At 66.3% G+C, this 13075-nt stretch carries 8 protein-coding genes; 7 read left to right on the forward strand and 1 reads right to left on the reverse strand.

Going from position 1 to position 13075, the window contains the following annotated elements:
* The first annotated feature begins 22 nt into the window (after window positions 1-22).
* From tkt to ACOOHB_RS06485, 6 genes are all read left to right on the forward strand, one after another.
* Complete coding sequence (gene tkt, locus ACOOHB_RS06460; protein WP_420443978.1) at window positions 23-1972, forward strand: transketolase; 1950 nt, start codon at window positions 23-25, stop codon at window positions 1970-1972.
* 34 nt (window positions 1973-2006) lie between these two features.
* On the forward strand, window positions 2007-3140 hold the full coding sequence (gene tal / locus ACOOHB_RS06465) for a transaldolase (RefSeq protein WP_420443979.1): 1134 nt from the start codon (window positions 2007-2009) through the stop codon (window positions 3138-3140).
* Window positions 3141-3220: 80 nt separating this feature from the next.
* Window positions 3221-3745, forward strand: coding sequence for a winged helix-turn-helix transcriptional regulator (locus tag ACOOHB_RS06470; RefSeq protein WP_420443980.1), 525 nt, complete (start codon window positions 3221-3223; stop codon window positions 3743-3745).
* Entirely contained in the window at window positions 3742-6249 is a 2508-nt protein-coding gene (cofH, locus tag ACOOHB_RS06475) for a 5-amino-6-(D-ribitylamino)uracil--L-tyrosine 4-hydroxyphenyl transferase CofH (protein WP_420443981.1), read from the forward strand. The genes ACOOHB_RS06470 and cofH overlap by 4 nt, the downstream gene beginning before the upstream one ends.
* Window positions 6250-6416: 167 nt before the next feature.
* Window positions 6417-7130 carry a redoxin domain-containing protein gene (locus ACOOHB_RS06480; protein WP_420443982.1) on the forward strand — a complete coding sequence of 238 codons (714 nt, stop codon included), beginning with the start codon at window positions 6417-6419 and terminating at the stop codon, window positions 7128-7130.
* Between the two features lie 17 nt (window positions 7131-7147).
* The gene (locus ACOOHB_RS06485; protein WP_420443983.1) at window positions 7148-7759 is read left to right on the forward strand and encodes a hypothetical protein; all 612 of its coding nucleotides are present in this window, start codon (window positions 7148-7150) and stop codon (window positions 7757-7759) included.
* Between the two features lie 57 nt (window positions 7760-7816).
* Here the strand turns inward: ACOOHB_RS06485 and ACOOHB_RS06490 are convergent, their stop codons facing one another.
* On the reverse strand, window positions 7817-10228 hold the full coding sequence (locus ACOOHB_RS06490; RefSeq protein WP_420443984.1) for a cell wall-binding repeat-containing protein: 2412 nt from the start codon (window positions 10226-10228) through the stop codon (window positions 7817-7819).
* A gap of 146 nt (window positions 10229-10374) precedes the next feature.
* Between ACOOHB_RS06490 and ACOOHB_RS06495 the strand changes: the two genes are divergently transcribed.
* Window positions 10375-12747: a cell wall-binding repeat-containing protein gene (locus tag ACOOHB_RS06495; protein ID WP_420443985.1), complete on the forward strand. Its 2373-nt coding sequence runs from the start codon at window positions 10375-10377 to the stop codon at window positions 12745-12747.
* The last annotated feature ends 328 nt before the right edge of the window (window positions 12748-13075 follow it).

Consider the following 13075-nt stretch of genomic DNA (forward strand, 5'->3'; position numbering starts at 1 on the left):
ATCAGATCGTGAGCGCATCGTCATGAATGCAGCATTGGAAGCCCGACAGATCAACACGATCCGAGCGCTGGCGATGGACGCTGTGATGCGTGCCCGCAGCGGCCACACGGGCACGGCCATGGCGCTGGCACCACTGGCGCATGTGCTGTTCAGTCGCGTCCTGCGTTACGACGCCGCTGAGCCCGACTGGCCCGACCGCGACCGGTTCATCCTGTCGGCCGGCCACGCCTCGATGCTCGTCTACGCCATGGCGCACCTGGTGGGCTACGGCGTCACGCTGGAGGACATCCGCGATTTCCGCCAGCTCGGCTCGATCACGCCCGGGCACCCCGAGCGTGGACTCACTCCCGGCGTGGAGGTGACTACAGGGCCGCTGGGGCAAGGCTTCGCCAATGCCGTCGGCATGGCGCTGGCCGAGCGTGGCCTGCGCTCCCGGCTGGGTGCAGACCTAGTGGACCATCGCACCTTCGTCATCGTCAGCGACGGCGACCTGATGGAAGGCCTCAGCCACGAGGCGGCATCGCTGGCTGGCCACCAGCAACTCGGACGCCTCATCGCGGTCTACGACGACAATCACATCACCATCGACGGCAGCACCGATCTGGCACTCAGCGACAACGCCGCCCGCCGCTTCGAGGCGTACGGCTGGCACGTCACCGACCTCAAAGAGGCGGCCGAAGACGCGGACGGACTCGAACGGGCACTGCGCGAGGCAATGCTCGTCAGCGACCGGCCGTCGATGGTCATCGTCCGAAGCCACATCGGCTACCCGATGCCCACCGCATCCGACACGTCGGCTGCACACGGCGCTATCACCGACGCCGACGAGATCGCTGCGGCCAAGCGGGCGATGGGCATGGATCCCGAAGCCACCTTCGTGGTGGACGACGACGTGGCGCAGGCCTACCTGGCAGCCGGTGCGCGAGGCGCCGCTGAGCGTCTCGAATGGGAAGCCCGGCTCGCGGGGAGCGGGCACGACCGCGACTGGCTCGACGCGCTGTGGTCAGCCGGCGCCCAGGGCGGCAGCTTGTCGGAGCTTCCGACCTTCGAGGCCGGCACCCAGATGGCGACTCGGGTGGCTGCCAACCGTATTTTCGACGCATCTTTGGACACCGTGCCCGCCCTCATCAGCGGCGGAGCCGACCTGACCGGCAATACCGGCACCGACGTGACCGCCGAGGTGCTGTCGGCTGCGAATCCAGGCGGCCGCAAACTCTATTTCGGCGTCCGCGAGCACGCCATGGGCGCAGTCGCCAACGGCATGGCACTGCACGGCGGCGTGCTGCCTGTCGTCGGTACTTTCCTGGTCTTCAGCGACTACATGCGGCCCGCTGTGCGGCTGGCGGCGCTGAGCGGCGCCAAGACGGTCTTTGTCTGGACTCACGACTCGATCGGTGTGGGCGAGGACGGGCCCACCCACCAGCCGATCGAGCACCTCGCGTCCCTGCGCGCCATTCCGGGTCTGTGCGTGATCAGGCCCGCCGACGCCAACGAGACCTCCCAGGCATGGCAGATCGCAATCGAGCGAGACGGCCCGACTGCGCTGGTGCTGACCCGCCAGAACGTCCCCGTGCTCGACGGCACCGAGCGCGCTTCGCAGGTCGTCCGAGGTGCCTATGTCCTCATCAACACTCCGGCCCCTGCGGTGATCCTGGCTGGCACCGGCAGCGAGGTGCAGTGCTGCACCACCGCAGCAGCACTGCTCGCCGCAGACGGTATCGCCAGCTCGGTGGTGTCGATGCCCAGTTGGGATCTCTTCGAGGCCCAGGATGCGCAGTACCGAGCGAAAGTGTTCCGGCCGGGCGTCCCGGTGCTCGGCATTGAAGCAGCGTCGCCGATGGGATGGGACCGTTACGCAGACGCCACCGTGGCCATGGTCGGCTTCGGTGCCAGTGCGCCGGGCAGCGACTTGATGACCCACTTCGGCTTCACGGCACCGGCCATCGCCGACGCCGCCCGCAAGCTGCTGTAGACACAACAGAAGGCATGTTCACAGAAGGAAACCCATGAGCGAAGGCGGCAACGGCAGTACTACCGACGGGCGGCTCTCGGGGCTGTACTCCGAATGCGGGCAGAGCCCCTGGCTCGACAATCTCCGCCGAGGATGGATCACCGGCGGCGAACTCGAAGCCTGGGTGGAGCGGGGCATCCGCGGCCTGACATCGAATCCGTCGATCTTCCAGAAGGCCATCGAGTCATCCAACGATTACGACGAGCAGTTCGGTGACCTCGTGTGCGGAGGCACCTCGGTGGACGATGCCTACTGGCAGCTGGTGACCAGTGACATTCGCGGCGCGCTGCGGGCACTTGAACCAGTGCATTCGGCCTCGGGCGGCACGGATGGCTTCGTGTCGGTCGAGGTGGATCCGTCGCTCGCGCACGACACGGAGGCCACCACCCGCGCCGCCCTGGAACTGCACCAAGGAATCGCTTGGCCGAACCTGATGGTGAAGATCCCCGGCACCGTGAAGGGCCTCGGGGCTATCCGCCAGATGATCGCCGAGGGCTACAGCATCAACGTGACGCTGATCTTCTCGGTGGCCCGCTACGAGCAGGTGGCCGAGGCGTACGTGACTGGCCTCGAAGACCGTGTCGCTGCCGGCAGCAGCGACCTCTCGGGAGTGGCCAGCGTGGCCTCGTTCTTCGTGAGCCGGACCGACACCGAGGTCGATCGTCTCCTCGATGCGGTCGGGACCACCAGCGCCCTCGGGCTGCGCGGCCGCACCGCGGTCGCACAGGCGCAGGCCGCCTACGGTCGCTTCGACGAGATATTCAGCGGACCGCGTTGGGAACGGCTCGCGGCGCTCGGAGCACAAGTCCAGCGTCCGCTGTGGGCATCGACCAGCACGAAGAATCCGGCGTATCCCGACACGCTGTATGTCGACGAGCTCATCGGGCCCAACACGGTCAACACCATGCCCGATGCCACGTTGGATGCGTTCTGTGATCACGGGAAGCTCCGTCGCACTATCGATGCCGACCAATCCGCAGCCCGATACGTGCTCGAGGCCGTGACATCGCACGGCGTCGACCTCGACAGCGTCGCCGACACGCTTGAGGCACAAGGCGTCGCGGCATTCACCAAGAGCTTCGACGAACTGCTGGTGTCGCTCGAGGCGAAGGCAGACTCCCTCGCCTGACGGCTCGCCGGGCAGACTCACTCGCCTGACACAAGCCAGTCAGTTGCAAACCGAAACTGACTGCCGTAGTGTGCGCGGCCGTGACAACGCTGCCGTCGGGCCAGCCCGCCTGCTCTATCCAGGCAACCCTCGACATCGTGGGAGATCGATGGACGCTGCTCATCCTTCGTGACTTGTTCCGCGGCGTGCGCCGCTTTGGCGCCATGCAGCATGACCTGGGCATCGCCCGCAACATGCTGGCCGACCGGCTCAGCCGTCTCACCGATGCCGGCGTTGTCGCCAAGGTGCCATACCAGCACCGTCCGGTTCGCTACGACTACGTCCTGACGCCCAAAGGGCTCGACTTGTCGAACAGCCTGCTCGCGCTCATGGCGTGGGGCGACCGGTGGTGTCAAGACGGGGACGCCCCCACGGTGCTCGTGCATGCCGACTGTGGCGCTGCACTGGAGATCGCGACCCGCTGCCCGACTTGTGACGAGCCGGTGAGCCCGACACGCATACGCAGCCGCGCACATCTCCACGACGAATCTCACGGCCCCCAGCACATCGATTCACCGAGTGCCCGAGCCATCGAACTGCAGCTCACGAACGGAGGGTCCCCGTGACCATCATCGATCCACCGCACAGCGTCGACGACGTCGTGCTGGAGAACTCCGCTGTTGCGCCACAGCCCACACAGGCATCGTTGTCGCTCGCCGGTCTGCCGCTCGCTGAGCTGGCCGAACGCGCCGCGGCGGTACGCGATGAGGCCTTCGGCACACGGGTCACCTACAGCCCGAAGGTGTTCATCCCGCTGACGATGCTGTGCCGCGACAAATGCGGCTACTGCACGTTCGCCCAGCCCCCAGCGCGGCTCGACTCGCCGTACCTCACACCGGAACAGGTGCTGGAAATAGCGGCCAGCGGCGCCCGAGCAGGCTGCCACGAGGCGCTGTTCACCCTCGGCGAACGTCCTGAGCTGCGCTACCCCGCAGCGGCGGACTGGCTGGCCTCCCACGGCTGGGACTCCACCGTCCACTACCTGGTTGAGATGTGCCGGCTCGTCCGTGACGAGACCGGTCTGCTGCCGCATGCCAATCCAGGGGCCATGACGGCGAACGAGCTGGCGGCGCTGCGTGAAGTCGCGCCGAGCCAGGGGATGATGCTGGAGTCGCTGAACCCGCACCTTGACTGCCACCGGGGCTCGCCCGACAAGGAGCCTGCCCGGCGCTTGGCCACACTTGAAGCAGCCGGCGAGCTGGCCATCCCCTACACCACCGGGATTCTCGTCGGTATCGGCGAATCGCTGGCCGACCGGCTGGCGGCACTCGAGGCCATCGCCGCGAGCCACGCCCGCTGGGGACACATCCAGGAAGTGATCGTCCAGAACTTCCTGCCCAAGGCGGGAACCTCCATGCACAACATGCCCGCGTGCCCGCCCGACGAGTATGCGCAGGCCATCGCTCTGGCGCGGCTGATTCTGCCTGCTGACATTCACCTGCAGGCCCCGCCGAACCTGTCCGACGACTTCGGGGGCCTGCTGGAGGTCGGCATCGACGACTGGGGCGGCGTCTCGCCGATCACCGCCGACCACGTGAACCCCGAGCGGCCGTGGCCTGCGCTGGACCGCCTGCGGGAGGTCACCGAGGCTCGGCGTTTCACGCTCGCTCCCCGGCTCACGATCTATCCGGAGTTCGCGCTGCAACCCGGACGCTGGCTGTCCGACGGCAACCGCTTCGGAGTCATGGACCGTTCCGACGCAGAGGCCCTTGGCCGCGACGACCCAGGCAGCCAGATGCCCGAGCGGACGATGGAGAACCTCGACGCCGGCTCCGGTGCGGATGTGCTGGTGGCCGACGAGAACTCCACCCAGTGGTACTCCGGCGGCGCCGGCCACTTGCCCACGACCATCATGGACGGCCCGTCGTATGCCAGCGGTGCCGTGCGTGAAGTGCTCGACGGTGTGATGGCCGGCCAGCAGGTCGGTCACAAAGAGATCGTCACGCTGTTCGGGGCACGCGGCCCCGAGGTGGTCGCCGTCGGCGAGGTCGCTGACGAGCTGCGCCGCGAGGCCGTGGGCAACATCGTCACCTGGGTGCACAACCGCAACATCAACTACACGAACGTCTGCACGTTCAAGTGCAAGTTCTGCGGCTTCTCCAAGGGTCCCCTGTCGCTGAACCTGCGGGGCACCCCCTACATGCTCACGCTGGCCGACATCCAGGAGCGGGTGATCGAGGCGGCCGAGTTGGGCGCCACCGAGGTGACTCTGCAGGGCGGCATTCACCCAAGTTTCGACGGTGACTACTACATCGACGTCTGCCGGGCCATTCACGACGTCGTGCCCGACATGCACCTGCACGGCTTCACCGCCCTCGAGGTCATCGAAGGTGCCAAGCGGCTCGGCGAGTCGCTCGTGGACTATCTCATGCGGCTGAAGGACGCGGGACTGAAGTCATTGCCGGGCACCGCAGCGGAGATCCTCGACGACTCGGTGCGAGCGGTGCTGTGCCCCGACAAGATCAACACTGCCGAGTGGCTCGAGTGCCACGAGGCGGCGCACGCAGTGGGCCTCCACTCGAACATCACGATCATGTTCGGGTCGATCGAGCAGCCCGAGCACTGGGCAAACCACATCGTGGCCACCCGCGAGCTGCAAAAGCGCACCGGCGGCTTCACCGAGTGGGTCCCGCTGCCCTTCGTGCACATGGCCAGCCCCATCTACCTGCGCAAGGGCGCCCGGCGCGGCCCGACCTTCCGGGAGACCCTGCTGATGCACGCAGTTCCGCGCATCGCCTACCGGGGACTCATCGAGAACATCCAGGTGTCGTGGGTGAAGATCGGTCCGCCCGGGGCCCAGCAGATCCTGCGGGCGGGCGCCAATGACATGGGCGGGACGCTCATGGACGAGAACATCTCGCGAGCCGCGGGAGCCCAACACGGCCAAGGCCTCACCGAGCACGACTTCCGGAACATCGCGGAACCTCTCGGACGCCGCACCCGCCAGCGCCTCACCGGCTACCAGAACGCCGACGGCGCACCCCAGGTGCACAGCCGCGTGCTCCGGCCCACCGACAACGCCACCGACCGCAAACTCATCCCGCTCGAGTCGCTCGGCAGTCGCATCTAAGCGGCTGCGATTCCAACACAGCAGTCGCGTCTAAGCGGCTGCGATTCCAACACAGCAGCCGCGTTTAAGCGGCTGCGATTCCAACGGGGCAGCCGCGTCCAGTAAGCCGCGCTCGTAGGTTCGCCCGCTGCCACGGCCTGTGGGGTGGGGCGTACGCTGCGCTCTAGATGAAGTCCTCCCTGTCGCGCTATCTCGCTGTCGGTGTTCTGCTTGTTGGCGTCGCTCTCATCGTCTGGACCGCCGTCAGCGATCCTGACGACGATCAGGGCTTCACCGACGTCGCAAGCACGCCGACTGCTGCATCGCAGATCGAGCCGAGCGAAGCGCCGTTGACGACGCCAGCAGACGCGGCAGAGACCACAGAGACTGCCCCTGCGGCTCCGACAACCACGACGACCGAAGCACCCGAGCCGATTCCGGTACTCGGTACGGCCTTCACGCTCAACAAGCTCGACGGCTGGCTCAACACCGACGCGTCCTCGCTGGAGGAGATCCGCGAGCAGAACTCCATCACGGTGGTGCAGTTCTGGACGTTCGGCTGCCGGAACTGCAAGAAGACGCTGAACGCTCTGGGACAGCTCCATGCCGACTTCCGGGATCGTGGCGTCGAAGTCGTAGGCGTGCACTCCCCCGAGTTCGCCTATGAGGCCAACGTCGACAACATCATCGAGGCTGCGGCCGAGCTCGGTGTGGTCTGGCCGATCGCACTCGACACGCGCAAGTACAACTTCCACGTCTGGCAGGAAGGGCCCACCGCGTACTGGCCGCGCGTCTACGTGATCGACAGCGACAACCAGATCCGTTTCGACCGCCGCGGCGACGGCGCACACACCTACCGCGAGTTGTACGAGACGGTCGAGCGGCTCCTCGCCGAGACTTGATCGGCGAGCCGACCGCTGTGGGCACACTTATCGACACCCTCACCGAGGGCATCGGGGTGATCACCTGGGCGTGCACGCTGACCGTTCTCGCGCCAGGGGTGGCTCTGGTGCTGGTCGCCCGCCAAGCCCGGCTCACGGTGGCGCTGTACTACGTGGTGGGCGCCGCGCTGCTGGCATGGGCCCCGGCTGCTGGCCACTGGTCCGTCGCATCGCGTGGCGCTGCTGTCGTGATAGCGGGGCTGCTCGCCGCAGGCACCTACGTAGCGGCGTGGCGGGCGCAGGGTCACTCCTCGCCGTACGCGACCGGTGCAGGCATCGTCGGCGGGGCGCTGGCCGGCTGGCTGTGGCGTCCCTGCGTCGGGGCACGTCTCGGAGACATCCTCAACGACGCCGCCACCGATGGCCTGCGCACCGCCGGGTTGATGCTGGTGTACATGGTCGGGGCGCTGCTGCCGGTGCTGCTCATCGCGATCGCACCGTACGGCGTGCCCGCGATCGGCAGAGCGCTGGATCGGCGACCGGTGGCCATTGCGGGCGCCGTCGTCGGCGCTGCCTACGCCGTGACGCTGGCCATCGGCCGCTATGACGACCTCATCGGCGAGCTCTACCGGATCTCAAGCCCTGCCTGATGTCGAAAGTTGCCGTTAGTCACGGCTGCTACTCACGCTGAGGCTCCGTTCTGGAACTCAGCACTGAATGCCTTCGAGACTGTCTGGCGGCATGGACAGGCGAATTGTTATTTCGCGCGCTTCTGCGACTACGACTTCGACGAGATGTACGTTGTTCCCGTCGGCTGTGACACCGCTGCCGTCGTAGTAGCCCGCGCAGCTGCCGTCGCGGGCGGCATAGACGTCGATCGAGAATGTGCCTGCCGCGACGCTGATGGCGAAGGTGCCGTCGGATCCAGTTTCGGCGGAGCCGCTCTCGACGACATTCCTGTTCCAAGCCCAAATGAGGATGCCCTCGACGGGATTGCCGTTGGGCCCGGTCAAGGTGCCCGAGATGGTTGCCCGCTGGTCGCAGACGTCGTCGAGGCTGCTCGGCAGGGTGATGGTGATGCCCGCGGTGGCGTCGTGGCCGATGTCGAGCAATGTCGCATTCTCACGTACGCTGGTGAGCCCGCTCGGGCTGTGGTACCCGAGCCAGCGGCACGGTGCGGCGTCGTGTGCATGCACGGACAGCACCGCTGAGCCCATGGCACCCGACGGCAACGAGACTTCGAACGTGCCGTCGCCGCCGACAGTTGCCCATGACCAGAAGGCATCCGCGGCGAGGGAGATGCGGGCCCCATCGGCTGGCCTGCCGTCGGGGTCTCGCACGGTTCCGCGCACCCGCACCGAGTGAGTTGGGTCAGGTGCGACGGCGCGCTGCGAGCCCATGAACGGCGAGCGGATCAGCAGCTCCTTCTCGTCAGCTCGCAGATACGTGTCCGGATAGTCACCGTAGCCGTTGAACATCAGTGCAGACCCGTCGCAGGTCGGGAGCCCTGCGTCGCACCCCGGCGGATGAGGAAGGCCCAATGCGTGGCCAAGCTCATGGCCCATACCACCGATCCAGCGTCGAACGGGGCCAGCGAATGGCCCGTAGCCGCATTGGTCGTAGTAGCTGAGCCGGTTGCCCACCAGGCCCTCCAGGTCGTCGCGGCCCAAGATGGTGAGGCCCGGTCCACCCCTCCCGAGGGAGTTGGGGTCATCACATTCGCTGCCCACATCGGCATAGATGACCCAAACGAACTCCGACGTGAACCCCTCCACGGGAGCGCAATGCTGGACCCCCTCCACCACCTTGTTCCAGCTGTCGGGGGCATAGAAGTCCGCGGGCATGTCCATCTGGCAATGCTCAGGCGTGGCGTCATAGAGCGAGAAAGTCAGCCCGCCGAGCTGCTGGCGGTACCAGGACTGAAGATCCACCAGGGCGTGCTCGATGCCCTCGCTGTAGTCGGGCCGGAACTCGCGGTCTGCGGGAGCCGCGTACAAGACGCGCACGTTAGGAGCGATGGTGTCGACACCGTCTCGTTCTGCTGCCGGCGTTTGGCCATAGATGGCTGCTCTGGCTGCGGTGTCGAGGCGGTCGACGCCGCTGATGCGGGTCACCGACGCCTCCGGCAGCAGCTCGCGCACCTCGGCAGCGACGCTGTCGCCCAGCTCGACATAGCTGCCGATGAGCACGACCTGAAGAGGGCGCAGCGTCTTGAGCGCGTCGCTGGCCGCAGTGCCAAGCCGGTCGGCATTGGCGAACAGCACGCTGCCGCGCAATGTCGCCGCGAGCGGCGCCGCGATACCGACGCTGGCCGGGTTCCGGCCGTTGGCGATCACGACCGGGCGGCCGTTCGGCAGCTGCGCGAGACTCGCAGCGCGCGCCGCGGTGTCGAAGCGGTCTGTGCCGGCCAGACGTTCCACCCTCGCGTCGGCGAGCAATCCGCCGAGTTCAGTTTCGATGCTCTCGGACAACGCCGCTGTGCCGCCGACGAGAACTATCCGAGAGGGCGCGAGCTGCTCAAGCGCGCCGCCAGTGGGAGCCCCCAGCGCTCGGTCAGTGGCGTACAGCACGCTGCCACCCAGCGCAGTCGCTAGCGGCGCAGCGGCGCCGACATCGGCCGCGGACCGGCCATTGGCGATCACCACAGGCCGCTGTTGCCCGGTCACGGGCGCGACAAGTGCCGCTCGTGCTGCAGTATCGACCCGGTCAGTGCCGCTGAGACGCTCGACGATCGCCGACCCGAGCAGTCCGCGGATCTCGGCCTCCACGCTCGCCGACAGCGCAGCGGGCCCGCCGACCATGATCACCCTGGCCGGCGCGAGCCGCACCAGCGCACGCGCCGACGAGTCTCCGAGCCCGTCGGCGGCCCCATACAGCACACTGCCTCCGAGCCGACCCGCGAGCGGAGCAGCAGCGCCCGCGTCCGGCGGGGACCAACCGTTCGCCACCACCACCACACCGCCGCTGACAGGCACCGCCGCACCCACCGCCGGTAATGGCAGCAGCGCGCCGATGAGCAACAGCAGCGGCGCGATCCGCATCGCACGAAGCCAGCGATGCCAAAGCCCCGGGCCTCGATACAGGCCCCCACGATCAAGCACATCAATGAAGGCACTCATTGGTCAATCCTCTCCGTCGATTCTGTGCTCCGCAGCAATTCGCCACAGCGCCGACAACCTCATCGGCCGCTACATAGTCACAGCTATCATCCCTGCTTATAGAACTATGCGCAACAGCAATGAATGCGACGCGTTCGGAGTGTGGCGTGCCGATCAGATCCTCGGCGTCTCGGGCGGCTGGGTTGGTGTTGGTGCTCGTTGTGGCCGTGGCGTTGGTGCCGCTGCCCGGGGCGGGCGCCGCTCCGGGCGATCCCGAGATCGAGCGCCTGGAAGGGCCGGATCGTTACGCGACCTCGTTGGCGGTAGCGCGTCGTTTCGCCCAGGAAGCCGGCGGAGCGTTGGACAGCGCGGTGCTGGTGGCGGGCACTTCCTGGCCTGACGCGGTGGTGGCCGCAGGCCTCGCGGGCTCGTTGGACGCCCCGGTGCTGCTCGCGAGCCCCCAAGGCCTCAGCGCGGACGCGCTCAGATTCCTGGCCGACACCCAGGTGTCCACTGTCGTGGCGATCGCCGCAGCGGGCACCGCCAACGAAACGGCGCTGCGTTCGGTGCTGGGCTCTTTGCCGTCAAGCGTCACAGACACCGAGCTCATCGGCGGCAACGACGCGCCGACAACGTCGGTGGCCGTCGCCAAGCGCATCGAGAACCCAGGAGTGATGCCCGCCTACGGGCGCACCGCGATCGTCGCGAACAGCACGGTATTCGCCGACGCGCTGGTAGCCGGGCCCTTCGCAGCGCGAGGCGCCCATCCCGTGCTGCTCACACCGCGCGACACATTGCACACCGATGTCGCGGCATACATCAGAACACAAGGCGTCCTGCATGTGGTGATCATGGGCGGAACCGCGGCAATCTCGGCTGGGGTCGAACGCGACCTGGCATCGCTCGGACCACAAATCACACGGCTGGGAGGAGCGACACGATTCGGCACCGCAACCGCGACAGCCGACTTCGTCCAGGCAAAATACTCCTCGACAGCCCCGCGCTGCTTCGACCGGTCCACCGCCGGGCTGGCGACCGCACGCGTCCCGTTCGACTCCTTCAGCGCCGCACCGCTGCTCGCCCGACTCTGCGCACCCCTGCTGCTCACCGACCGCGACCAACCCCACCCCACAACCGCCCAATGGCTCCGAACAAGCACCGAGCACATCATCGTGCTCGGCGGACCCGCCGCAGTATCCCCAACAGCAATCGACGCCTACCTCAACGCAGGCGAACCCGCACCCGACCTGGTGGTGGGCACCCCGACGGTGGACGTCAGCGCTCCTGTCGCCGGAGCGCGCTTCACGCTGAGCGCCACCGTGCGCAACCAGGGCAGCGGCCCATCGGCGTCCACCACGCTGCGCTACTACCGCTCCGCCGACCCGACCATCACCACCGCCGACACGCCAGCAGGCACGGACTCAGTGTTCCGGCTCGACGCACAGGAGAGCGGAGCCGAGTCGATCAGGCTGACCGCGCCGCCCACACCGGGGACGTACTACTACGGCGCCTGCGTGGACTCGACATCCGATGAGTCCGACACGACAAACAACTGCTCAACGGCGGTGACCGTAACCGTCGGCGCCGCAACCGCACCCGACACCGAGCGGCCCGGGAGCGCGCCTGCAGCGCCGACGAGTGTGCGGGCGACCTGGAGCTGGACAGCGATGGTCCTGGTCTGGGATGCGGTGCCCGAAGCTTCTCACTACAAGGTCTACCACGATGACGCCTACTCCTCGAATTGCAACATCCGGTTCGGTAGTGCGAGCTATTGTGACGAATTAGCGTCGAGCGTAACGGGCACTCGCTACGACCACCTCACCCCAGACCCGTATAACAATTACTACTGGGTCGTCGCCTGCAATGACTCGGAATGCTCGACCATCGACAGCGACCACGCCATACAGCCCAACAACCCCAGGTCTGGGAGGATAAGGCCTGTTGCTAGAGTCCTTCAGAGAGCTACATCTCATTCACTGAGCCTTGCGATATATAGCCTTAGCGAAGGAATAAGAGTTAGACATGGTGTGACGCACTATGAACTAAGTCGTAGCACTCATGAGACGCTCGACTATAGTGTCGTTGATTCCAACGTGGCTGGAGGCCTCTATGTCGACAGCGATTTGGAGCCAAGCACCACATATTACTATATGGTGCGAGCCTGTAACAATGCTGATTGCTCACGTTTCTTGCCGGCTAGCGGTGGGGTCACCGAAGCTGACCGTGAAGTCAGTGTTCCGCCACCCCCACAGGGTTTAGGAGGCGAAAAGGTCGACCTTCAGCTCCGTTCCGATGATGCCAGAATCTGGTGGGATCCAGTAATAGGTGCCACGTACTATCAGATATATCAATCCGGTTTCAACAATCAGGTTATTGATTTTGTTGATCTAGACGGTGTGGTCGTTGCGCCAAGAGTGAGCTACTATGACAGCGATCCGAACCATATCTTCCTCGTTGGGTTCACCACGACCGTGTACAGCGTTGCGGCCTGCAACCAAGCCGGGTGTTCTGAGCTGTCAGAGCCTGTCTCGATCTATTGATCACATCAACCAACTGAACCCTGAAGGGTGCAGCACCTGTGGGCGACGTCACCGTACCCTAACAATCGCCCTACACGTGTTCCATGACCACCTCACTCGCCGACGGGGAAGCGCCCCCCGGCGGGCTGGGACAAGACCGGCAACAGGGGCCAAGTCCCGGGATCAACCAGATGAATCGAGAGTCAGCCATGAATGAGCCGCTGCACGACAACGGGGCGTCGCATCGCTCGGGTGGCCTGCGCTTGCCGTCCCGCGCGTCCACGAGATCTCTGGCGTTTCGGACGGGCTTGCTTGCATTGGTGCTCGTTAGTGCTTGAGGCGTTGGTGC

This window comes from Candidatus Poriferisodalis sp. (assembly GCF_965215815.1).
GTDB lineage: Bacteria > Actinomycetota > Acidimicrobiia > Acidimicrobiales > Poriferisodalaceae > Poriferisodalis.

Excerpts from the sequence above, each read along its gene's own strand:
- tkt (WP_420443978.1), top strand. The coding sequence starts at position 23 with ATGAATGCAGCATTGGAAGCCCGACAGATCAACACGATCCGAGCGCTG.
- tal (WP_420443979.1), top strand. The coding sequence starts at position 2,007 with ATGAGCGAAGGCGGCAACGGCAGTACTACCGACGGGCGGCTCTCGGGG.
- ACOOHB_RS06480 (WP_420443982.1), top strand. The coding sequence starts at position 6,417 with ATGAAGTCCTCCCTGTCGCGCTATCTCGCTGTCGGTGTTCTGCTTGTT.
- ACOOHB_RS06490 (WP_420443984.1), bottom strand. The coding sequence starts at position 10,228 with ATGAGTGCCTTCATTGATGTGCTTGATCGTGGGGGCCTGTATCGAGGC.